This window comes from Limisphaera sp. 4302-co, from assembly GCF_049537155.1.
Classification (GTDB): Bacteria; Verrucomicrobiota; Verrucomicrobiia; order Limisphaerales; family Limisphaeraceae; genus Limisphaera.
Genome location: NZ_JBMVQZ010000012.1, coordinates 32,839 through 56,439, shown reverse-complemented (window position 1 = coordinate 56,439; position 23,601 = coordinate 32,839). Strand labels below are relative to the sequence as shown.

The 23,601-nt window shown below is 66.7% G+C and carries 11 protein-coding genes and 1 pseudogene; 6 read left to right on the top strand and 6 right to left on the bottom strand.

Annotated elements, in window-relative coordinates:
• The first annotated feature begins 39 nt into the window (after window positions 1-39).
• The 5 genes and pseudogenes from pgsA to ACPDIX_RS12140 all read left to right on the top strand — a co-directional run bounded on the left by pgsA (window position 40) and on the right by ACPDIX_RS12140 (window position 11,583).
• On the top strand, window positions 40-636 hold the full coding sequence (pgsA, locus tag ACPDIX_RS12160; protein ID WP_423432070.1) for a CDP-diacylglycerol--glycerol-3-phosphate 3-phosphatidyltransferase: 597 nt from the start codon (window positions 40-42) through the stop codon (window positions 634-636).
• Between the two features lie 322 nt (window positions 637-958).
• Window positions 959-8,704 carry a lamin tail domain-containing protein gene (locus ACPDIX_RS12155; protein WP_423432069.1) on the top strand — a complete coding sequence of 2,582 codons (7,746 nt, stop codon included), beginning with the start codon at window positions 959-961 and terminating at the stop codon, window positions 8,702-8,704.
• Between the two features lie 196 nt (window positions 8,705-8,900).
• Window positions 8,901-9,851, top strand: a complete 951-nt coding sequence (locus ACPDIX_RS12150; protein WP_423432068.1) for a DUF362 domain-containing protein — start codon at window positions 8,901-8,903, stop codon at window positions 9,849-9,851.
• A gap of 36 nt (window positions 9,852-9,887) precedes the next feature.
• Window positions 9,888-10,274, top strand: a pseudogene (locus ACPDIX_RS12145) (4Fe-4S binding protein); the annotation flags it as partial.
• Between the two features lie 124 nt (window positions 10,275-10,398).
• Window positions 10,399-11,583, top strand: a complete 1,185-nt coding sequence (locus ACPDIX_RS12140; protein ID WP_423432067.1) for a 4Fe-4S dicluster domain-containing protein — start codon at window positions 10,399-10,401, stop codon at window positions 11,581-11,583.
• Between the two features lie 44 nt (window positions 11,584-11,627).
• Here the strand turns inward: ACPDIX_RS12140 and ACPDIX_RS12135 are convergent, their stop codons facing one another.
• The 3 genes from ACPDIX_RS12135 to acs (ACPDIX_RS12125) are packed head-to-tail and all read right to left on the bottom strand — an operon-like array spanning window position 11,628 to window position 16,807.
• Window positions 11,628-12,764, bottom strand: a complete 1,137-nt coding sequence (locus ACPDIX_RS12135) for an acetoin utilization protein AcuC (RefSeq protein WP_423432066.1) — start codon at window positions 12,762-12,764, stop codon at window positions 11,628-11,630.
• 55 nt (window positions 12,765-12,819) lie between these two features.
• On the bottom strand, window positions 12,820-14,703 hold the full coding sequence (locus tag ACPDIX_RS12130; protein ID WP_423432065.1) for a GNAT family N-acetyltransferase: 1,884 nt from the start codon (window positions 14,701-14,703) through the stop codon (window positions 12,820-12,822).
• Window positions 14,684-16,807, bottom strand: coding sequence for an acetate--CoA ligase alpha subunit (gene acs / locus ACPDIX_RS12125; protein ID WP_423432064.1), 2,124 nt, complete (start codon window positions 16,805-16,807; stop codon window positions 14,684-14,686). Before acs (ACPDIX_RS12125) ends, ACPDIX_RS12130 begins: the two co-directional genes overlap by 20 nt.
• 501 nt (window positions 16,808-17,308) lie before the next feature.
• On the opposite strand from acs (ACPDIX_RS12125), the gene ACPDIX_RS12120 reads away from it, so the two are divergent.
• A complete protein-coding gene (locus tag ACPDIX_RS12120) occupies window positions 17,309-18,667 on the top strand; it encodes a TolC family protein (RefSeq protein ID WP_423432063.1) in 1,359 nt (452 codons plus the stop codon).
• Window positions 18,668-18,979: 312 nt separating this feature from the next.
• Here the strand turns inward: ACPDIX_RS12120 and acs (ACPDIX_RS12115) are convergent, their stop codons facing one another.
• The 3 genes from acs (ACPDIX_RS12115) to cgtA all read right to left on the bottom strand — a co-directional run bounded on the left by acs (ACPDIX_RS12115) (window position 18,980) and on the right by cgtA (window position 23,559).
• Window positions 18,980-20,962: an acetate--CoA ligase gene (gene acs / locus ACPDIX_RS12115; RefSeq protein ID WP_423432062.1), complete on the bottom strand. Its 1,983-nt coding sequence runs from the start codon at window positions 20,960-20,962 to the stop codon at window positions 18,980-18,982.
• Between the two features lie 251 nt (window positions 20,963-21,213).
• Window positions 21,214-22,317 carry a redox-regulated ATPase YchF gene (gene ychF / locus ACPDIX_RS12110; RefSeq protein WP_423432061.1) on the bottom strand — a complete coding sequence of 368 codons (1,104 nt, stop codon included), beginning with the start codon at window positions 22,315-22,317 and terminating at the stop codon, window positions 21,214-21,216.
• A gap of 63 nt (window positions 22,318-22,380) precedes the next feature.
• Window positions 22,381-23,559 (bottom strand): Obg family GTPase CgtA, encoded by a 1,179-nt coding sequence (gene cgtA / locus ACPDIX_RS12105; protein WP_423432060.1) that lies wholly within the window; start codon window positions 23,557-23,559, stop codon window positions 22,381-22,383.
• Window positions 23,560-23,601 lie beyond the last annotated feature (42 nt).

Sequence of the window (23,601 nt, the reverse complement as noted above, 5' to 3'; positions counted from 1 at the left end):
GCTTGCTCCGGGCCCGGGGAGTGGCGAACCATCCGGGTGATGAATCTGGCGAACAAGCTCACCGTTTCGCGCCTGGGTCTGACGGTGCTGCTGGTCCTGCTGCTGGTGTTGCGGCTGCCCTATGCCGACACGGCCGCACTGGCTCTGTTCATCGCGGCCGCCGTGACGGATTTTTTTGACGGGCGGGTTGCGCGGGACCGCGGTCAGATCACGCCGTTCGGCGTCCTGATGGACCCGTTGGTGGACAAGGTGCTGGTGTGCGCCGTTTTCATTGCGCTGATCGAACGGGGTCGGTTGGACGCGCACTGGCCGGTGCAGGTGCATGCCTGGATGGCGATCGTGGTGGTGGTGCGGGAGCTGGCGATCACAGGCCTGCGATTGCTGGCGGCGTCGCGCCAGCTCGTGCTGGCCGCCGAACGATACGGCAAACACAAGACCACCAGCCAGATGATCGCCGTTGTGGCCCTGTTGACCTTGCTGGCGGTTCAGGAGTGGCCGGAGTCACTTTCGGCCTGGTTCCTGCCCTGGGTGCCGGTCGCGGCGTTGGTGATGCTGTGGCTGGCGGTCGTGCTGACGTTGTGGAGCGGGGCCATCTACCTTTGGCGAAACCGCTCGCTTTACCTGGAAGGCGTCTGAGGGAGGGAGGCCGCCGTGCCGGGCGGGCCGCCGGGAGGACCGACCCCGCCCGGGACCGACCCCGGCGGGTTTCCGCCGGCCAGAATCCATTGGCAGAAGCTGCCATCGGCCTCTAGATTATGCTGCCGTGGACCTCGCCAGGGTGCATCGAAACGGAGACGGTCCGGACCCGGTGCGGCGGGACCGACCGAACTGCAGGCTCCTGTCATCGTCATCTTCTCTCGTAGTGCTGCTCCGGCGGTGGTTGACGCCGGGCATCTTCCTCGCAACCGCCGGCATCGTTTGGGCGCAAGCGACCCTGACTCTGGTTCCCGAAGGGGCGGTGTGGCGTTGGCGAAAGGGGACCAACGAGGCGTCCAATCCGGTCGCGGCCTGGCGAGAGCGGGCCTTTGACGATTCTGCGTGGCCGACCGGCCCGGCCCCGTTTCATTACGGCGAGGGGCTGACCGTGGGGACCGAGATCCCCGACATGCGAGGCAACTACACCTGCATCTTCCTCCGCATCCCGTTTGTTTGGACGAACAGTCCGGCGGTGGTGGACCGGCTGGAGCTGCAGGCCAATTACGACGACGGGTTCGTGGCGTGGATCAACGGGGTGGAGATCGCCCGGGCGAACGTGGCGCCCGCGCAACCGGCGGTCACGACTCTGGCTTCTGCCGCGCACGAGGCGGGCACGTGGGAGGTCTTTGCCGTGTCGGTGAATCCGGCGATGGATCTGCTCCCGGGGACCAATGTTTTGGCGGTGCAGGTCTTCAACGTGTCGCGCACGAGCTCCGACCTCCGCTGGGATGGCCGCCTGACTGTGCAATTGCGGGCACCGCCCACACCACCGGAGCTGGTTGGCGTTCAGCCGCCACGCGACAGCAGGGTCTCGGACCTCAGCCGCGTGGTGTTGACCTTCAACAAACCGGTCCGGGGGGTGGACGCCCCGGATCTCTGGATCCAGGATCAACCGGCCGTGCGCGTGTGGGGGACTCCGGGGACGAACGTGTACGTGTTCGAATTTGCGCCCCCGCCGGCCGGGCTGGTGGCGATTTCCTGGGACGAAGGCCATGGCATCACCGATCTGGAAGGACAACCCTTCGACGCCACCGCGCCCTCGGCGCATTGGACCTACACAGTGGCCGACACGGTGCCGCCTTCGATTCTGAAACTTGCCCCGGCCCCCGGCGCCACCGTGGGACAACTGGACAGGGTGGAGGTTTGGTTCACCGAACCGGTGGCCGGCGTGGACGCTGCCGACCTCCAGGTGAAGGGCCGGCCGGCCACCGCCGTCGTCGGCTCGGGCGCAGGCCCCTACGTGTTTACGTTCGATCCTCCAGGGCCCGGCACCGTGCAACTCGAATGGTCACCCTCACACGGGATCGCCGATCTGGCACAGCCGCCCAATGCTTTTGCGGGCGGGAACTGGAGCGTCCAAGTGGAACCGTCCGGTTTCTCGGGAGATGTGATCCTCAACGAGTTCGTGGCGGTGAACCGGACCGGGCTGCGGGACGAGGACGGCGAACCGCAGGATTGGATCGAGCTGTACAATCGCGGCAGCAACACGGTGAACCTGCTGGGCTGGTCGTTGAGCGACGACCCGGATGACCCGCTCAAATGGGTCTTCCCTGCCGTGACCCTGGCCCCCGGTCAGTACCTGGTGGTCTTTGCCTCGGGCAAGGACCGGCGCAATCCTTCGGGTGGAAACCGGTTTCACCTCAACTTCCAGCTAAATGACTACGGCGAGTTTTTGGCTTTGTACCGACCGGATTATCCTCATGAGGCCGCGAGCGTGTGGGCGCCCCGGTATCCGGCGCAACGGACCGATATCGCGTACGGCCGGGCCCCGGACGGTCAGTGGCGGTATTTCGCCGTCCCCACACCGGGTGCGGCCAATGCGGGGACCTCGCTGGTAGGGATCGTGCCCGAGCCCCACGCCAGCGTGGCCCGCGGCTGGTTCGATCAGCCGTTCCTCCTGCACCTGACTTGTCCGCTCGCGGGAGCGACGCTTCGTTACACGACCGACGGGCGGGAACCCACGGCCACAACGGGCACCGTTTACACGGGCCCGATCTGGATCACCAATACCACCGTGTTGCGCGTGGCAGCCTTCGCGCCCGATCACCTGCCCTCCCACACCGTCACGCACACCTATCTCTTCCTCGAAAGCGTCATTCGCCAGCCCAACAACCCACCCGGTTTCCCCCAGACCTGGGGTACTTACGACAGTTTTCCTAACAACATCGTGCCGGCCGATTACGAGATGGACTGGGATCCCTTGCGGGTGGACCCCAATAATCCCGCCTCACCTGTGGACCCGGCCAGGCTGCAGGACCTGAAAGAAGGGCTGCTCGAACTGCCGGTGCTTTCGCTGGTCATGGATCCGGCCGACCTGTTCGAGTCCACCGGCCTCTACTGGTCGGCCAACGTCGTGAACAAAAATTTCCCCAACAAGCCGGTGTCGGTGGAGATGGTGTTGCCGGACGGGCGCACGGCGTTTGTGACCTCGGCTGGGATCGAGGCCCACGGCAACGCCAGCCGCGAACCGCGCAAGAATCCCAAGCACGGCTTCAAATTGAATTTCCGTGGCGATTTCGGGCCCGCCGTGTTGGAGTACCCGGTCTTTCCCGAGTCGCCCGTGAGCCGGTTCGACGATCTGGTGTTGCGGCCCGATTTCAACACCAGTTGGCGACATTGGTCGGACAGCCCGAACAACGGGGCAGGGGCCTATCAGCGGAGTCGGGCCAGCCGTTTCCGTGACGCCTGGATCAAACAGGCCTTCCGCGACATGGGCCAGATCGCCAGCCACAACCGATATGTACACCTTTTCCTGAACGGCCTTTACTGGGGCGTCTACGACATCAGCGAGCAGCCCACCAAACATTTCGGCGCGGCCTATTACGGCGGAGACGACGACGAATACGACGCTTATGACCAGGGGATCCTGCGCGCCGGCACGGCCGAGGTGTACAACGCCATGGTGAATCTCACCGGATTGTCCGACAACGCGCGCTACGAGCAGATGAAACAGTATCTAGACGTGCCCCAGTACATTGACTACGTGCTGTTGCACTTTTTCGTGGGGCACCAGGATTGGGGATTCAACAAGAACTGGCACGCCGTGCGGCCCCGCCGGCCCGGTGGCACCTTCAAGTTTTTCCCGTGGGACGGGGAGTGCATTTTGCTGAACGAGGACGTCAATCGCGTAGCCAACACCGACGTGCCGGCCGGATTGCACGCCAAACTGGTGGCGAATGCGCAGTACCGATTGGATTTCGCCGACCGGGTTTACAAGCACATGCTGGCCCCGGGCGGCGCGCTCACGCCCGAGGCGAACATCGCCCGCTGGCTCCACTGGTCCAACCTTCTTTATCGGCCGATCGTGGCCGAATCCTGCCGGTGGGGTGATTACCGGCGGGACGTCCATCCGTGGCAGGACGGCACCTTTGTCCTGTACACGCGCGAGACCCACTGGCAGCCGGAGAACCAGCGGATGGTGAGTTCGTACTTCGTCAACCGGCCCCGGATCGTCCTGGACCAGCTCCGCGCCGCCGGTCTCTATCCCAACGTGGATCCGCCGGAATTCCGGTTGGGAAGCGTCACCGGGCCGGTCTCCGCCGGTGGACCGGTGGCCCGCGACACGCTGCTGGTGCTGCGGAATCCCGGAACCAGCGGGACCATTTATTACACAACGAACGGGACCGACCCACGCGTGTACTACGCCGGCACCGTCGCCCCCGCTGCGCAGGTTTACATCAAGCCCATTGTCCTGCGTGACACCGTCACCATCAAAGCTCGCGTGTTGGCCGGCGGCACCTGGAGCGCCCTCAACGAGGCGACCTTCCGCGTGGCGGAGCTCACCCTCCCGCTGGCCATCACGGAAATCAATTACAACCCACCGGGCGGCGAGGCATACGAGTTCATCGAGCTGCAGAACCTCGGGACACGCCCCCTGGACCTCGGCGGCTTCAGTTTCGAAGGGGTTTCATTCGTCTTCCCCATCGGCACCGAACTGGCCGGCGGCGGGGTCATTGTCCTGGCGAACAACGCCAATCCCGCGGCATTTGCCGCGCGTTATCCGGGCGTGCCCGTGTTCGGTTACTTCGGCGGCAATTTGGCCAACGGTGGCGAACGGTTGCGCCTGCTGGACCGCCAGGGTCGGCCGGTGTTGACCGTGCAGTACGACGATGACAATGGCTGGCCACGGACGGCCGACGGCAGCGGCGCCACTCTCGAGCTGGTGGATCCTGCCGCCGATCCCAGCGCACCGGCGGCGTGGCGGGCCGGCCCCCAGCCCCACGGCACGCCGGGTTGGGTCGCATGGTCCGCACCCTCCCAGGCGCGCGTCCGGATCAGCGAGGTCATGGCCGAGAACACCGGGTCGGTGACGAACGACGGGGCGTTTCCCGATTGGATCGAACTCCACAACCCTGGCGAGCTACCCGTGGATCTGGGCGGTTGGAGCCTCAGCGACGACAGTGACCCGCGCAAGTACGTGTTCCCGCCCGGGATCACCCTGCCCCCCGGTGGTTACCTCGTGGTGTGGTGCGACGACCGGACCAACAGCCCCGGGTTGCACACCGGCTTTGCCCTGAGCCGGCGCGGCGATCACGTCTTCCTCCACGATCCGCAGACCAACCGCGTCGATGCACTCAGTTTCGGACTGCAGTTGGCAGATTTCACGCTGGGCCGTGTGAACGACGAGTGGCAACTCTGCCGGCCCACACCCGGCGCGGGCAATCAACCGGTCGCACCGGCTTCGCCCACCAACCTGGTGATCAACGAATGGTTGGCCAACGCCCCGCCCGGGGGTTTCGACTGGGTGGAACTTTACAACCGCGACACCAACGCACCGGTCGCTCTCCGAGGTTTGTACATGGAGAGCCCCCGCGCCGTGGTGGAACTCCGATGGCTGTCCTTCGTCCCGGCCGGTGGCTACGTTCAGCTCCGGGCCGAGCCGGAACCCGGGCCGGACTCGCTGGGGTTCGCCCTGCCGGCCGAGGGGGGAACGTTGACCTTGTACAGCGCCGACGGCGAAGTGATGGACCGGATCACGTATGCCTCGGCAGCCGAGGGGATCTCCCAGGGCCGGTACCCGGATGGTGGCCCGACGGTGGTGGCATTCCCCGGTTCCGCAAGCCCGGGCGCACCCAATTACCTCCCGGCATGGAACGGGCCTTATTTGAATGAGATCCTGGCCCGGAACAACCGTGCCGCACTGGCGCCCTGGGGCCGGTACGCCGATTTCATCGAGCTCTACAACCCGGATTCCCAACCTGTCTCCCTGGCCGGGTGGGCGCTCGGACGCGGCCCCGCCACCGGCCGAAACCGTTGGACCTTCCCGCCCGGGACAAGCATTCCGCCCGGGGGTTACCTCGTGGTGTGGTGTGACCCCGACCGGGCACCCAGCGGGGAAGGGGAGCCGGACTTGAACAGCGGTTTCGCCCTGGATGGCGATGCTGACGAGGTCCTGCTGTTCAATGCGCCCGGTCAGGTGGTGGATCGCGCGGCTTACGGCCCGCAGGTACGGGACCTGCCGCTGGGCCGCATCGAGGATGGCTGGGCCCTGCTCGCAGCCGCCACACCCGGTGAAACGAACGCCCCGCCGGCGGAACTGGGTCCGGTGTCCGCCCTCCGTATCAACGAATGGCTGGCCGCTGCACCGGCCGAACCCGACTGGTTCGAGCTCTACAACACCGATGCCCGCGCCATCCGCCTCGACGGACTCCGCATCTCGGATGACCCGTCCATTCCCGGCCGAACCCGTTTCATCGTGCCCCCGCTGAGTTTCATCAGTGGCCGTGGCTGGGTCCGGTTTGTCGCCGATGGCGACCGCGGTGCGGGTGCGCACCACGTCAGTTTTGCCCTGGACTCGCTCGGGGAGAGCCTCCTGCTTTACTCGGCCGACGGTCAACTGCTCGATTTCGTGGCGTTCGGTCTGCAAACGCCCGGGATCACGCAGGGGCGCCTGCCCGATGGCAGCACGAACATCACCGCCTTCACCCTCCCCTCTGCGGGCGCGCCAAACCACCTCCTGCTGACCAACGTGGTGATCAGCGAAGTGCTCTCCCACACCGACCCGCCTTTCGAAGACGCGGTCGAGATCCTGAACCTGAGCGACAGCCCTGTGGACATCAGCGGCTGGTACCTCAGCGACAGTGCCACCGATCCGAAGCGCTATCGCATCCCGGACGGCACGATCCTGCCGGCCCGGGGATATCAAGTGTTTTATCAGGCCGACTTCGGTTCGCCGGACGGTGAACAGGACGCGCCGCCCCGATTCAGCTTCAACTCCGCCCACGGCGACGAGGTCCACCTGTTCGAAGCCCGGCCCGACGGCACGCTCACCGGTGCACGCGCCAGCGCCGTGTTCGGGCCCGCGCCCAACGGGGTTTCCTGGGGTATCCACCCCACGAGCCAGGGCCACGACTTTACGCTGTTGAGTTTGCCCACGTTCGGCGTCTCACAGCCTTCCAGCCTGGAGCATTTCCGCACCGGACGCGGCGCTTCCAATGCCCCGCCCTTGATCGGTCCCGTCGTCATCAACGAGATTCATTACCAGCCACCGGAGGACTTGGACCCGGGGGACGGCGGATCACTGGAATTCATCGAACTCTACAACCTGGCGACGACCAATGTGCCCCTCTACGATCCGGCACACCCCACCAACCGCTGGCGTCTCGCCAATGCCATCCGGTTCGAGTTCCCACCCGGCTTGGCGCTGCCGCCGGGCGGGTATCTCCTGGTCGTTCCGTTCGATCCGCAAACCAACCAGGCGCTGTTGCAGCTCTTCCAAACGCGCTATGGCGTCACGGACGTGCCCATGGTGGGGCCGTGGGACGGCCGCTTGGACAATGCCGGGGAAACGATCGAACTGCTGAAACCCGACACACCCCAGGCACCTCCACACCCGGACGCTGGTTACGTCCCGTACTATCCTGTGGACCGGGTTTCTTACCGGCCCGCACCGCCCTGGCCGGACGCTGCGGCCGGTGGGGGCGCCTCCCTCCAACGCATTCGCCCCGACTTTTACGGGAACGACCCTGTCCACTGGAAGGCCGAGGCACCCACGGCAGGCCGGACCAACGCACCAGCCGGCCAGGAACCGCCCGTGATCCTGCAGCCACCGCAATCACTGGCCCTCCGGCTGGGCGACACCGCCGAGTTCCGCGTCCAGGTCGGTGGACCGGCCCCGTACGAATTCCAGTGGTACCATGGTGGTACGCCCCTTGCCGGGGCCATCGGTCCGGTGCTGACGTTCACGGTGGATTCGCCCGATCAGGCCGGCCCGTATCGCGTCCGGGTCTCCAATCCCTACGGCACGATCCTCAGTCCTCCGGCCACGCTGACTGTCTGGGTGCCGCCCCAGATCGTCCAAGCCCCGGCCGACCTGACCGTCGCGCTTGGTGCAGAGTTCACCCTCCGGGTCGAGGCAACCGGCACGCCTCCCCTGGCCTTCCAATGGCAGCGCGATGGCGTGGACCTGCCCGGCGAAACCGCCGCCACGCTCCGGGTCTCCTCGGCCGGACCCACCGACGGCGGCCTCTACCGCGTGATCGTGACCAACGTGGCCGGCAGCACCAGCGCCGTGGCGCGAGTGACCGTGCAGGCGCCGCCGGTGCTGACCCTCCAGCCCGCAGGCGGGTTCGCCGTGCCCGGCAGCCGGTTCGAATTCCACACCAGCGCCAGCGGCGATCCGCCGCTCAGCTATCAGTGGTATTTCAACGGAACGTCCCTCGCAGGCGCCACGAACCCTGTTCTGGTGCTCGACCCGGTCGGCACGGAGCACGCAGGAACGTACACCGTCGCAGTCAGCAATCCGGCGGGAACCGTGTGGAGCCAGCCGGCCGTCCTGGAGGTGGTGCAGCCGCCCCGCCTCGTGGGCCTCGGCTGGACGGAAGAAGGCGAGTTCCAAGCCGTGTTGCTGGGTGAACCCGGTCGCTTGTACGCCGTGGAGGCATCGGCGGACCTGCGGGAATGGACAGAGGTGGGTCGTTGGCGGGTGCTGTCGGACTCGGTGATGTTCTTCGACTCGGCGGCGCCTGAACATTCCGTGCGGTACTACCGCGCGCGGTTGATCGAGTAGCCATCACGCCGGCCCGGGCGCGTCCGCGCCCGACGCTGAAATACCCCGGCCGGCACGGGCCGGGCCGGGCTTTACCTTTTTTGGCTATCTTTTTCCCGGAATGGCTTTTGTGCGGCTGGTCTCTTGCAAGGCGCCACGGACGTCCTAGTGTGGCGCCGAGGGGTTGCGCGCATGCGCCCCGAGCGACGGAGGAACCATGAAGACGCGGCGGGAGTTTCTGAAGACTTCATTGGCAGCCGGTGCCGTCCTTTCCCTGGGTGGTCTGGAGCGCCTGTTCTCGGCGGAGCCGACCGGGACGACTGCCTCGGCCACCCCCGCGGGCGGCGGCGCCGGTGGACGGACCGTGCTGGTGGCGGTGCGGGACGGCGAGCGCGCCGCCATGTTGGATCGTGCGCTGGCCGAGTGGGGGGGAATGAAGGCGTTCGTCAAGCCCGGGCAGACCGTGTTGGTCAAACCCAACATCGGTTGGGACGTGCCACCCGAACGCGGCGCCAACACGCATCCGGAGTTGGTTCGGCGGATCGTCGAACTGTGTTACGAGGCCGGGGCCAGGAGCGTGCAGATCTTCGACAACCCGGTGGACGAATGGCGGCGCGCATACGAGACGAGCGGCATCGAGGCCGTGGCGCGCGAGGCGGGGGCCACGATGATCAACGGAAAGGACGAGTCGCTCTACCGGAAGGTGCGCATCCCCCGGGGACAGAAGTTGCAGGAGGCGGAAGTCCACCGGCTCTATCTCGATGCCGACGTCGTGATCAACGTGCCTGTTCTGAAAACCCACGGCGGCGCGCGCATCACCGCATGTTTGAAAAACCTGATGGGCGTCGTCTGGGACCGCCGGGCGTATCACCGGCTGGACCTGCACCAGTGCATCGCCGACTTTCCCACGCTCCGCAAGCCGGAGCTCAACATCCTGGACGCCTACCAGCCCATGGTCCGCAACGGCCCCCGTGGCCGCAGCGCGGACGATTGCGTCGTGATGCGAACGCTGCTGGTGTCCCCCGATCCCGTCGCCGTGGACGCCGCCGGCGCGCGCATGCTGAATCTGGAGCCCGATCAGGTGGCGCACATACCTTTGGCGGCGCGGATGGGCCTGGGTACGGCGGACCTCGACCGGGTGGACATCCGGCGCATCCGGCTCGGTTGACCGGCCCTGCCGGCCCGAGGCGCGACCCGCTCGAACATGACACAGGGCCGGGCAGTCAACCCGGAAGCGGCCGGCCGGCAGGGGGCAAGCCACGACCCGGCCGCGGCGGCATGTTCGGAGCCTGCCCGCTGTCCCGGTGAAAAGGCGCAGCCGCACGGGCTCCGCCGGGCACGCGTGATCCTGGGGGCGATCCTGCTGGCCGCGTTTCTCTGGGTCTTTACCGACGTCCGGGAATCGGTGCCCACGTGGCTGGTGCGCGTGCTGCCGCGGAGCCAGTTCCTTCCCTCGTGGCTTTCGCTGGTGGCGGGGACCGGCACGGCCGTTGCGGGGATTCTCATCCTGGCCCTGACGCTGGGTTTCGGGCGCGTCTACTGCTCGGTGCTGTGTCCGCTGGGCCTTTACCAGGACTTCGTGTGGTGGGTGCGCCGCAGGCTGACGGGTTCCACGCGCCTGCCGTTCGTGCCTGCAAAGGAATCCTTGCGCGCGGCCATTTTCTTGGCTCTGCGCAGGCGGGACGCTGGCCGGTGGTGCCATCCTGTTGGCGTGGTTGGATCCGTACAGCATCTTCGGGCGGATCGCCACCCTCTGGTTTCGGCCGTTGGCGGCTTGGATCTCGAACGCCGCCACGGCCGCGTTCGGGGCGCTGGGCGTCGAGGGGTGGTACCGCGTGCCCGTCCCGTGGCGCTGGGGTTGGTCCACGGGGATTGCCGGCGCTCTGTTCCTGCTGGTGACGGCCCTGGCGGCTGCCCGGGGCCGGCTGTACTGCAACACGATCTGCCCGGTGGGGACTTTGCTGGGCTGGCTGGCACGACGTGCCCGTTGGCAGCTGCAACTGGCGCCGTCCCGATGCCGCAAGTGCGCTCGTTGCCTGGAGGTCTGCAAGGCGCAGTGCGTGGATCTGCGGCGTCAGGCGTTGGACTTCTCGCGGTGTGTCCTTTGTTTCAACTGCCTGACGATTTGTCCGGAGCAGGCCGTGAGGTTTGCACGGCGCCCATGCTCGGAAGCCGCTTCGGAGCCGGTGTCCAAGCCGGTGGCGAACGCCGCCCGGCGCAGCTTTTTGATGCAGCTGACGGGGTTGCTCGTCTGGGGGCCTGCCCTGCTGAGAGGGAGGCGCGCCGCCGCCTCGGCTCCCGGGGTGCAGCTCCCGGCACCTCCGACCGCCCCGGTGCAGGCAGCGGTGCCGGCCACGCCGCCGGGGTCCCTGGGTCTGCGACATTTCCTGCGGCATTGTACGGCCTGTGGCCTGTGCGTGACGGTCTGCCCGACGCGTGTGTTGCAACCGGCCGGTTGGGAGGCGGGTGGGGCAGGGTTGATGCGGCCGCGGATGGACTACCCGCGTGCCTTCTGCAACTACGATTGCCACCGGTGCGGTGAGGTCTGCCCCACGGGTGCCATCCGGCCCCTGCCCCCGGAGGAGAAGAAACTCACCAAAATCGGCGAAGCGGAACTGACGTTGGACCGCTGTGTGGTGGTGTCGCAGGGGACCGACTGTGCAGCCTGCTCGGAACATTGTCCGACGCAGGCGGTGACCACCAAGCCGTACAGGGACCACCTGCGCGTGCCGGATCTGCATCCGGAACTGTGCATCGGCTGCGGCGCCTGCGAGTACGCGTGTCCGGTGCGCCCCGTGCGCGCCATCGTGGTGCGCGGCTGGGCCGAACACGGTCGGGCCGAAAAATGGAAGGAGACCCCGCCGCCGAGACTGCCCGGCACGGAGGATTTCCCCTTTTGAAGCCCTGTCGGGGAAGCTGCGGATGGCACGCCGGCCGCGGGCCTTCAGTGCCTGCGCAGCAGCGGGACGATCTCCCGCAGCGTGGCCAGCGTTTTGGCCAGTTCGGACTCGACCCTTTCCCGGACTTCGGCGGGCACAGGTCGTTCCGGATCGCGCCATCCTCCGGCCCAGTCGAGCGTGCTCATGAGCGCCCCACCCAACCCCATGCTGAGGGCGTCCTCGTCGTCGCGACCGGCCAGGGTGCGCCAGGCCAGCGCCCAGCCGCGCACCGTGGGTTCGAACTGGTAACCGCCACCGCCGCTGACCAGCAGGGGCAGGCCGGTCTGCCGCAGGTGCCGCGCAATTTCCACCACCACGTTGTTGGTCGTCTGCAGGTGGGTGAGCGGATCGCCGGCCAGGATGTCCATGCCCAGCTCCACCACCAGCACGTCGGGCCGATAGGCTTCGATCAACGGCGGCACGACGGTGCGGTAGGCACGCAGATAGGCTTCGTCATAGGTCTGGGCCGGCAGGGGCACGTTGACGTTGTAACCGTGGCCGGGTCCCTCGCCCAGTTCGTGCTCGAACCCGCCCCAGGGGAACAGGGTTTTGCCGGACTCGTGCAGGGAGACGGTCAGGACGTCGTTCCGGGCGTAGAAAAAGGCCTGGACACCATCGCCGTGGTGGGCGTCCAGGTCGAGGTACATGACGCGCCGGCCGGCGGCTGCCAGACGTTCACAGGCAAGGGCCACGTCGTTGAGGTAGCAAAAACCGCCGGCTCGGTCCGCGTGCGCATGATGGAACCCGCCGTGGAGATTGAAGGCCACGCGGGCACGACCTTGCAGGAGCAGGTCGGCGGCATGAAGAGCCGCGCCGCAGGCCCAGCAGGCGTAGTCCCACAGATCGCGAAAGACCGGGGTGTCCGGTGCGCCGAGCCCGGCGTGGATTCCCTCCGGGGTTAGTTCACCCGCGGCGGCGGCCTGGAGCAGGTCGAGGTAACGCGGGGTGTGGAGGCGTTCGAGCTCGGCGCGGGAGGCCGGGCGACACGGTTCCTCGCGCAGCTCGCCGGTGCCGAGCAGGCCCGCGCCGAGGAGCTGGCGCCGCGTGGCCGTGGCGCGTTCGGTTTTGAAGGGGCAGTCGGGCGGGTACCGAAGGTTCTCGGTTTCCGGGGCATACACGAGCACCTGGGCGGACTCGCTCATGCTCGGGTGCGGCGGCTTTCAGACCGGCCGGCCGCTGGGGGCCGGCCGCGCCGGATCAGGTGAATTCAAGGTCGTAGTGATAGACGTTGCCGACGAGTCGGCTGCTGACCTTGCAGTCCGCCTTGTTGAAGACGGCCTGCATGGCCTTGTTTTCCACCAGCACCTCGGCGGTGAAGCCGCTGATGCCATTGCGGCGGGCGATGCGCATGAGGTGCTTGAGCAGAAAGGTGCCGATCCCGCGTCGTTGCCAGGCGTCGTGCACCGTGAAGGCCACCTCGGCCCGGTTGGTCTTCGGGTTCAGGTAGTAACTGCCGATGGCGATGATCTGGTCCCCGGCCGGATCGGGCAGCACGCCCACGATGCAGACGTCGTTGCGGTGGTCGATGTACACGAAATCCTCGATCTGCCGCCGCGGGATGACCCCGTCTTTGACCGCCTGCATGAAGCGGAAATAGATGGACTGCTGCGACAGGCTGTAGAAGTGCTCGCGCATGCGGGGCACGTCCGTCGGATGAATGGGCCGGAAATTGATGAGCGTCCCGTCGCTGAGCAGCAGGGTGGTGCGGAGTTCCTTGGGCCCGATGATGATCTTGCCCTCCTTGTCGGCCATTTCCGCCGAGAGATACTTGGCCTCGATGGCCTCGCGCAGCAGCTGCGCCCGGAACTTGGGGTGGGCGATGCTGATGAGGGCCAGCGCACGCTCGGAAACGCTCTTGCCGTGCAGGTAGGCCACGCCGTACTCGGTCACCACGTAGTTGACACCGGCCCGCGTGGTCACCACGCCCGCGCCGGGGCTGAGCCGGGTCACGATGCGCGAAACGGTCCCGTTCTGGGCGGTGGAGGGCAGGGCGATGATGGCCTTGCCGCCCGGCGCCTTGGCGGCGCCGCGGTTGAAGTCCACCTGGCCGCCCACGCCGCTGAAGAATTTCGAGCCCAGGGAGTCCGCGCAAACCTGCCCGGTCAGATCCACCTCCAGGGCGACGTTCACCGCCACCATCTTGTGCTGCTGGCTGATGATGTACGGGTCGTTGACGTATTCGGTGGGCTGGAAGGAGAAGACCGGGTTGCGGTCGATGTAATCGTACAATTTGCGGGTGCCGAGGCAGAAACTGGTGACCACTTTGCCGCGGTCCAGGGTCTTGCGTTTGCCGTTGATGACCCCCGATTCGATCAGCGGGATGATGTCGTCGGTGATCATCTCGGTGTGGATCCCCAGGTCGCGTTTGTGGCCCAGGAAGCCCAGAAGCGAGTGGGGGATCTTGCCGATGCCCAGTTCGAGAGTCGAACCGTCGTCGATCAGGGCCGCGACGTACTCGGCGATCTGCCGGGTGACGTCGGTCACCTCCGCTGGCGGCACTTCGACCAAGGGATCCTCACAGGGCACCAGCACGTCCAGCTTGAGCACGTCCACCAGCGAGTCCCCGTGCGTCCAGGGCATGTTGGGATTGACCTGGGCGATGACCAGCGAGGCGTTTTCGATGGCGCTTTTGACGATGTCCACCGAGATGCCGAGGCTGCACATGCCGTTTTCATCCGGCGGGGTCACCTGGATGAGGGCTGCGTCGAGGGGCAGTTGGCCGGAATGGAACAGGCGCGGAATGTCCGACAGATGAATGGGCGTGTAGTCGCCCAGCCCCTCCTGGATGATGTCGCGCACGTTCTCGGCGATGAAGAACGAGTTCACGCGGAAGTATTTCGTGAGTTCCCGGTGCGCGTACGGCGCTTCGCCGAAGGTGAGCAGGTGAACGATTTCCGTGTCGGGCAGCTGGGCTGCCCGGGCCGTCAGCGCCCGGACCAGGGTCAACGGCTCGGCACAACCGGTGCCCACGAAGATGCGTTGACCGGGGCGGATCCGCCGGACGGCCTCCTCGGCCGTCTGGATCTGGGCGGCGTATTTCTCTTTCCAGTTCGGATCGTATTTAATGGGCGACTTGCTCATGGCGGGAAGGTTCGATGCCGGAAAGGGTCATGCGCGCGTCGGCCACGTACGGTCGCATGCCCACCGGACCGACGACGAACGGATTGATGTCCAATTCCCGGATCTGCGGATAATCCGTGGCCAGTTGGCTGATGCGTTGGAGGGCACTGGCGATGGCCTCCAGGTCCACCGGTTCCTGCCCGCGGGCCCCCTGCAGCAGCGCATAGGAACGCGTGCTCTTGAGCATCTGCATCGCCTCGTCCTGGGTGATGGGGGCCAGATAGAACGTCACGTCCTTCATCACCTCCACGAAAATGCCCCCCAGACCGAACATGAGCAGGGGACCGAAGTTCGGGTCGCGCGTCATGCCCAGAATGACCTCGCGCCCGCGCGGCCCCATCTTCTCCACATACGCACCCCGCACGCGTGCCCGGGGCGCCTTGCGCTGGATGCGCACCATCATCAGGTCGAAGGCATCCCGGACCTGGTCGGCCGTGGCCAGGTTGATGCGCACGCCTCCGAAATCCGATTTGTGGATGATGTCGGGCGAGGAGATCTTCAGCACGACCGGATAGCCGATGCGCTCCGCCACCTCCACCGCCTCGTCCGCGCTGCGGGCCAGTTGACCCGGCAGCACGTTGAAATCGTAGGCGCGCAGAATTTCCTTGGCCTCCACCTCGCCCACCTGGGGGGAACCGCTGCGCACATGCCATTGGAGCACCCGGTTGACGCGGCGGCGGTTGACTGCGATCCGAGCCACCACGCGGGGCGGCCGGTTGCGCCAGGCGGCGTAATCCACCATGGCTTTCAGCGCGGCCACCGCCCGCTCGGGCGACGGATAGTTGGGAATGCCCGCACCGACCAACAGTTCCTGCGCCGCCGCCACCTCCTGGCCGCCCATGAACGCGGCCAGGACCGGTTTGACCCCCCGGTGCGCCTCGATCAGGCGACGCGCCAGCTCGGTGGGCCGCGTCATGTTCTGCGGGGTGACCAGCACGATGATCGCGTCAATGCCCTCGTCCTCCTGAATGAGTTCGAACGCCTTCATGTAGCGGTCCGGATCCGCATCGCCAATGACGTCCACAGGATTCCCCACGGACGCAGCCGGCGGCAGCGCCTCGCGCAGGCGCTGTCGGATCGGTTCCGAGGGCGGCACCATCCGCAGGCCGCAGCTTTCGGCCGCGTCGGCCGCCATGATGCCCGGACCGCCCGCGTTGGTGATCACCACCACCCGGTTGTTGCGCGGCAGCGGCTGGGCCGCGAAGGCACGGGCATAGTCGAACAACTCCTCGAAATGCACCGCGCGAATCACCCCCGCCCGTTTGAACGCCGCCCCGTAGGCCATGTCCGCCCCGGCCAGACTCCCCGTGTGCGACGATGCGGCCCGCGCACCGGCCTGCGTGATCCCCACTTTCAGGACGATCACCGGTTTGACCGACGCAGCCGCCTCGGCCACCTGCAGGAATTTGTTTCCGTCGGTGATGTTCTCCAGGTAGCTCACAACCACCCGGGTCTCCTTGTCCTGCGCGAGTGCCTCCAGGAAGTCCGCCTCGTTGAGATCGGCCTTGTTTCCGATGCTGAGCACCTTGCTCAGCCCGAGCCTTTCCTTGACCGCCCAGTCCAGGATCGCCACGCAAAGCGCACCGGACTGGGAGATCACCGAGATGGGCCCCGGCGGCGGCAGGGCCGCCGCAAACGTCGCGTTCATCCGGTGGTGAATGTTCATCACGCCGAGGCAGTTGGGACCCATCAGACGAATCCCGGCCGCCTTGCAGCGTTCGACCAACACCCTCTCCAGCGCCGCACCTTCCGGACCCACTTCCTTGAACCCCGCGGTGATCACCACCACGGCTTTCACCCCGACACGGATCGCGCTCTCCAGGGCCTCCATCACCGCCTTCGGCGGCACCACGATCACCGCCAGGTCCACCGGTTTCCCGTAGGCGTCCAGGCTCGGATAACACTTCAGCCCGAGCACCTCGTTCGCCTGCGGGTTCACCGGCACAATCGTTCCTTGAAAGCCGCTGGCCAGCAGGTTGGCCACCACGGCATGCCCCACCTTGCCGGGGCTCCGGGAAGCCCCGATCACGGCCACCGTGTTCGGAGAAAGCAGCGATTCCAGCATAACATTCCGCGTACCGGGCCCTTGCACGGGACCGGGGACGTCACGCGTCCCGGCAGGCTCCGGGCCCAACCTTCTCATGTTCCGGGGAGCGGATCACCCGCCCAGCTCGCCCGGCCCCAGCAAAATGCCCGAACCATCGGCCCGTGCTTGGCCCGCGTTGCCAAAAGCTCATCCTTTTTTGGGATCCACGGGCCAAAGTCCGACATTTCACCGCCATGGTGGGCTGAACCGGGACGCGTAGCAAGCGTGGCAGGATTCCGGTGTGACAGGGCCGTTTCTTTTGCGAACCACTCGATCGCGGGGATGGGGTGAGGCGGCCTGAAACAGGAAAGCCGGGAACCTTGTCCGGGTGAGGACCTGCCCCTGGATGAGCGACCCCGTCTGTGAAAGCGTTCCCGGGCCCGGCCGCGCGTAACCTTGCGCGAAGCGGCGGCTCAGCCCCAGGATGGAGCCGCTCACGCGGCTCGCAGGTCGGCGAACGGACGTCAAACGGACATCAGAATGAAAGCGCTGGGTTCGATGATGGCACTTCTTCTGGCTGCCGGGATCCCGGGACCGGCGTGTGGAGCCGAACCGCCCGCTGCCTGGCCGCAGCGGCCAATCACCTTGGCGGAGGCACTCGACCTGGCACTGTCCCACAACGCCGAGGTGCGCAAGGCCCGCCAGGACCTGGAGGCTGCGACGGGCCTTGCCATTCAAACCCGGGCGGTGGCCCTGCCGCGGCTGGAGGCGAGCGCCGGCTACACCGTGCGAGAGAGCGGGGGCGTCGAACAGTTTCCGGTGCCGGGCCTGCCCCTCAGCTTTCCCAATGATCAATGGTCGGCCGGCATCCGACTGGTGCAAACCGTTTATCAGGGTGGCAGTCTCACCTCCGCGCGGCGTTCGGCGCGTCTGATTGAGCAACAGGCCCGGGCGGCTTATCAAACGGCGGTTGCCGACACCGTGCTGGCGGTGCGCACGGCGTATGCCGACGTCCTGCTGGCTGCGGAGATGGTCCGGGTGCAGGAGGCTTCGGTTCGGTTGCTCGAGGAGGAGCTCCGTCAGACCCGGCAGAGATTCGAGGCCGGCACGGTGCCACGTTTCAACGTGCTCCGTGCCCAGGTCGAGCTCGCCAATGCGCGGCCGCGCCTGATCCGCGCCCAAAACAGCCTGCGCATCGCCCGTCAACAACTGGCGCATCTTTTGGGGTTCGACGTCCCGGCGGAGTTTTCCGATGATCTGCCGTTGGAACCGGCGGACCGCCTTGAAGCTCCGGAAATGCGACCCGACCTGACCGCCGGATTGGAACAGGCCTTGAAACAACGGCCCGAGCTTGCCGTGTTGCGTCATGCCGAGTCTTTGCAGGCCGAAGCCGTGCGCCAGTCCCGGGCCGGATACAAACCCGCCGTGGAACTGTTCGCCGGTTACGATGTGCACAGCCCCACGTTTCGTGATGAACTGGACCGGGGCATCGGCGGGTGGTTGGCCGGGGCCCAGTTGCGCTGGAGCCTGTTCGACGGCGGAGCCACCCACGGCCGCGTTCTGGAGGCACAGGCCCGCAGGGAACGGGCCCGGGTGGAATGGGAGGACATGCGGCGGCGGATCGAGCTCGAGGTTCGCACCGCCTATTCGCGCCTGACAGAAGCGCAGGAAGTACTGGCCTCCACGGCGAAGGTGCAGGAGGAGGCCGAGGAGGCCCTGCGCCTGGCGCAGTCCCGTGCCGCCGCCGGGACAGGCACCCAACTGGACGTGCTCAGTGCCCAGACCGCCCTCACGGAAGCCCGTTCCATACACGCGCAGGCCTTGCGCGACTGCGTGGTCGCGCGCGCCCGCTGGGAACGTGCCCTGGGGCTGCCGGTCATCGAAGAAGCCTCCCGTTGACGCGCCGCATCGGTGTGGATTGGCGCAACCGCCTTGTTTCCTTCCCCTCGGTCGCGTCACCGCATGCGGTGCCCGCGCACAAAAACCGTGCGAGGCCGCAGGTCTCCGCAGCCGCACGGTGGGGGCTCTTCGGGTGTCAGGAGGGGTCACACCGCGAAGGCCCCGGGGTGGGCTGCCAGGGTGGTCGGGCCCGTGCAGGCGTGTGACATGGAGGGCCGGGCGGTGCCCGGAATGACGGGTGCGGAAACTGCCCGGTGAGGGAAGGCGGGAGGACGCCGGCGCGGCGGCGTCCTCCCGCAACGGACCGTGTGCTCAGACCCGGCCCTTTACCAGGATTTCGACCACCGAGGGATCGGCCAGGGTGGTGGTGTCGCCGATCTGGTCGGGCTGTCCTTCGGCGATCTTGCGCAGGATGCGGCGCATGATCTTGCCGGAGCGGGTCTTGGGGAGGGCGGGAGCGAACTGGATCTTGTCCGGCGTGGCGATGGGACCGATTTCTTTCCGGACGTGGGCGATCAGTTCCTTCCTCAGTTCCTCGGAAGGTTCCACGCCATCCTTCAGGGTGACAAAGGCGTAGAGGGCCTGGCCCTTGATCTCGTGGGGCATGGGCGCCACGGCGGCCTCGGCAACCTTGGGATGGCTCACCAGTGCACTTTCGACCTCGGCGGTGCCGATGCGGTGGCCGGAGACGTTGACCACGTCGTCGATGCGCCCCAACAGCCAGTAGTCACCGTCCTCGTCCACCCGGGCGCCATCCCCTGTGAAGTAGAGATCGGGGTACATGGTGAAGTAGGTGTCGATGAACCGGTCGTGGTCGCCCCATGTGGTGCGGGCCATGCCGGGCCAGGGTTTCTTGATGCAGAGTTTGCCGCCCTCGTTGAGCCCGCATTCGGTACCGTCGTCGCGCAACACGACGGGTTCGACGCCGAAGAACGGGCGGCTGGCGCTGCCGGGTTTCAGCACATGAGCCCCGGGCAGGGGTGTGATCATGTGCCCGCCGGTCTCGGTTTGCCACCAGGTGTCCACGATGGGGCAGCGTTCTTTACCGATGACGCGGTAGTACCAGATCCAGGCCTCGGGATTGATGGGTTCGCCCACCGTGCCGAGGACCTTGAGGGAGCTGAGGTCGTACTTGTTGGGCCATTCCTCGCCCTGCCGGATGAGCGAACGAATGGCGGTGGGGGCGGTGTAGAACTGGGTGACGCGGAACTTTTCGACGATCTTCCAGAACCGGCCCGGATCGGGCCAGGTGGGCACGCCCTCGAACATGAGGCTGGTGAACCCGTTGGAGAGCGGCCCGTAGACGATGTAGCTGTGGCCGGTGACCCAACCGATGTCGGCCGTGCACCAGAACCGGTCATCCTCTTTGATGTCGAACACGTACCTGGTGGTGAGCGTCACGTGGAGGAGGTAGCCTGCGGTGGAGTGCACGACACCCTTGGGTTTGCCCGTGGAACCGGAGGTGTAGAGCATGAAGAGGTAATCTTCGGCCTTCATGCGCTCCGGTTCGCACCAGGCGGGTGCCCGGGCCATCAGCTCGTGCCACCACAGATCCCGGCCCTCCTTCCAGGGGATCTCTGCCCCTGTCCGACGCACCACCACCACCTTCTCGATGCTGGGACAATGGGCAAGGGCTTCCTCGGCAATGCTCCTGAGCGGGATCTGCTTGCCGGCGCGCAGGCCCTGGTCGGCGGTGATCAGGATCTTGCAGGTGGAGTCATTGATGCGACCGGCCAGTGCCTCGGCGCTGAAGCCGCCGAAGACAACGGAATGGATGGCGCCGATGCGGGCGCAGGCGAGCATGGCGATGGGGAGTTCGGGGATCATGGGCAGGTAGATGCTGACCCGGTCCCCGCGTTTGACTCCGAGGCTTTTGAGCACATTGGCGAACCGGCAGACTTGTTCCAGCAGTTCCTGATAGGTGAGTTTGATCACGTCATTCTCGGGCTCGCCCTGCCAGATCAGGGCCACCTTGTTGGCCCGGCCGGTGCGCACGTGTCGGTCCAGGCAGTTGACCGAGACGTTGAGCTCGCCGTCCTCGAACCAGGTGTGTTGGATTTTGCGTTCCTTCGTGTTCCACACGTATTTCCGGGCCACGGTGGGTTTTTTGTACCATTCAAGCGCCTCACATTGCTCCAGCCAGAAGCCTTCCGGGTCCTTCACGGACCGCTCGTACATCTGCCGGTATTGCTCGGCGTTGATGTAGGCCTGCCGGACGAACTCCGGCGGGGGCGGGAAGGTGCGACGTTCCTGAAGCAGGGAGACGGTGGAGGTGGGTGTGGTCTGGTTGCTCATAAGCCGCGTTTAGGTTTCCGTCCTAGTTCGTGAGGAATCAAAGCACGCCACCCGCTGGTGTGTCAACCCGGACCGGACGGAAGGAGGGTGGGTGTTGGGGGTGGCGCGAGCCCGGCAGGCATCGGCCGGGCTGCGCTTTCCGGGGGTTGCCTCCGGCGGTGAGGGCGTGTGTTGGGAGGATGCGGGGCTGTGCCCGTTCGGCGCCTGCAGGCTGGCGGGTCATCAGCGCGGCTTTTCGAGGCGGACGGGCCTCAGACGTGGAAGCGGAACAGCAGCACGTCGCCGTCCCGGACCTCGTAGTCGCGGCCTTCGTGGGCGTAATGGCCCTGTTCGCGGGCCCGGGCCACCGACCCCGCTTCGACCAGGTCTTTCCAGAAGACGCGTTCGGCCCGGATGAAGCCGCGTTCGAAGTCGGTGTGGATCCTCCCGGCCGCTTTGGCGGCGGGTGTGCCGGCCGGGATGGTCCAGGCCCGGACCTCGCGTTCGTTGAAGGTGAAGAAGGTCCGGAGGTTCAGCAGGCGCCAGGTGGCGCGAATGAGTTCGTTCACGCCGGTTTCGGTGATGCCAAGGCTGCGGAGGTACTCTGCCGCCTCGTCGGGGCTCAGGTCCACGAGGTCACTTTCCAATTGGGCGCAGAGCGCGACGGTTTCGCAGCCGTGATGTTCGCGTGCGTATTGGCGGACGGCGCGCACGCGCGGATCCGAATCGAGCCGCGCGAGTTGCTCCTCCCGCACGTTGGCGGCAAGGACGGTCGGTTTGGCGGTCAGCATGGGACAGGCGGAGAGCAGGGTTTCTTCGTCCCGGGACAGACCGGCGGTGGAGGCGGGCCGGCCGGACTCGAGGTGGGTTTGGACGCGTTGCCAGAGCTGGTCCTCGGTCTGGGCGGCCTTGTTTCCGGCCCGGATCTCGCGCGCGAGTCGTTCGCGCCGCCGGCGCAGCACCTCCAGGTCTGCCAGTATGAGCTCCGTCAACACGATCTCGATGTCGCGGAGGGGGTCGGGTGTGCCGGTGACGTGCGCCACGTCGGGGTCGTCGAAACAGCGGACCACGTGCACCAGGGCGTCCACTTCGCGGATGTGGGCCAGGAACTGGTTGCCGAGGCCCTCGCCCCGGGAGGCCCCCCGGACCAGTCCGGCGATGTCCACGAACTCGATGGCTGCGGGTATGCGCGTTTCGACCCCGACGACGCGGGCCAGGGCATCCAGGCGCGGGTCCGGCACGGCGACGACGCCCCGGTTCGGCTCGATGGTGCAGAAGGGATAATTGGCCGCCGGGGCCAGGTGTGCCCGGACCAGCGCGTTGAACAAGGTGGACTTGCCCACGTTGGGCAGGCCGATGATCCCCGCCTTCAACATGGGGTCACTTTAGCGCCGCCGCGGGTCGGGGGCAGCCGGAATTGCGGCGGGCCTGCGGGCGGCTCAACGCGGCACCCGAAAGGGCAACGGTGCGCCGGCACCGGCTGCCTCCACGGCCTGGCGCATGACCTTCTTGAGTCGTTCCACTCCCTCGCCCAACCCCGCGGAGATGGCGAGCACGGGCGTGCGCGGCACGCGGCGCTTGAAACGGCGCAGATTCGCCTCGGCCGCGGGTTCATCCATTTTGTTGGCGACGACCAGTCGCGGTCGTTCCAGAAGCGAGGGATCGTACAGTTCCAGCTCCTCCAGCAGGTGGTGGTAATCGTCCCAGGGCTGGCGGCCGTCTGTGCCGGCCATGTCCAGGAGGATGAGCAGCACCTTGCAGCGTTCGATGTGTCGGAGGAAGGCGTGTCCGAGGCCCACGTTGCGATGGGCGCCTTCGATCAGGCCGGGCACGTCGCAGACGACCAGCCGGCGGTAGTCCGGGTATTCCACGATGCCGATCTGCGGATGCAGCGTGGTGAACGGATAGGGTGCAATCTTCGGCCGGGCCCGTGAGATGGCGGTCAGGAGGGTGGACTTGCCGGCGTTGGGGTAGCCGACCAGGCCGACGTCGGCGATCATTCGCAGTTCCAGCAGGAACTCGCCTTCTTCTCCCGGCTCGCCCGGTTGGGCGAAGCGAGGGGCCTGCTGGGTGGGGGTGGCGAAATGTTTGTTGCCCAGCCCGCCGCGGCCGCCCCGGCACAGGACGAATTCCTGGCCGTGCTCGGTCAGGTCGGCCACCAATTCACCCCGAACCGGTCCGGGAACGTGTGCCTTGTCCGCCAGGAGCGAGGCTGTCCGTTCGGGTTCGGGCCGGCCTGCGTAGGGCAACAGGGGCCGGACCGCAGTGGGCAGGCGGGTGGGTGGGCCCTTTTCCCGGGGGGCGGGTTTCTCCGGAGGCGGGCTCAGTCGCCAGACGAGTGTCCCGCAGGGCACGCGCACGATGAGGTCCCGGCCCGAGCGCCCTTTCATGCCCTTGCCCTGGCCGTGTTCACCGTCCTCCGCGATCAGCCGGGGCTGGTAGTACTGGGCGATGAGGTTGTTCAGGTCATGGTCGGCGCGCAGGATGACGCTGCCGCCGTCACCGCCGTCGCCGCCGTCCGGCCCGCCCTTGGGACGGTATTTTTCCCGCCGGAAGGCCACGCAGCCGCGACCTCCGTGTCCTGCGCGTGCGTAGATTTTGACCTCGTCGATGAACACGTTCGACTCGTTTTCGATCCGGATGCGTCGGGTCCGGTTGGT

What these genes read in the sequence shown, in the direction of transcription:
- pgsA (WP_423432070.1), top strand. Translation starts at nt 40, where the DNA reads ATGAATCTGGCGAACAAGCTCACCGTTTCGCGCCTGGGTCTGACGGTG.
- ychF (WP_423432061.1), bottom strand. Translation starts at nt 22,317, where the DNA reads ATGTTGAAGGCGGGGATCATCGGCCTGCCCAACGTGGGCAAGTCCACC.
- ACPDIX_RS12130 (WP_423432065.1), bottom strand. Translation starts at nt 14,703, where the DNA reads ATGAGCAAGTCGCCCATTAAATACGATCCGAACTGGAAAGAGAAATAC.
- acs (WP_423432064.1), bottom strand. Translation starts at nt 16,807, where the DNA reads ATGCTGGAATCGCTGCTTTCTCCGAACACGGTGGCCGTGATCGGGGCT.
- ACPDIX_RS12120 (WP_423432063.1), top strand. Translation starts at nt 17,309, where the DNA reads ATGAAAGCGCTGGGTTCGATGATGGCACTTCTTCTGGCTGCCGGGATC.
- acs (WP_423432062.1), bottom strand. Translation starts at nt 20,962, where the DNA reads ATGAGCAACCAGACCACACCCACCTCCACCGTCTCCCTGCTTCAGGAA.
- ACPDIX_RS12135 (WP_423432066.1), bottom strand. Translation starts at nt 12,764, where the DNA reads ATGAGCGAGTCCGCCCAGGTGCTCGTGTATGCCCCGGAAACCGAGAAC.
- ACPDIX_RS12150 (WP_423432068.1), top strand. Translation starts at nt 8,901, where the DNA reads ATGAAGACGCGGCGGGAGTTTCTGAAGACTTCATTGGCAGCCGGTGCC.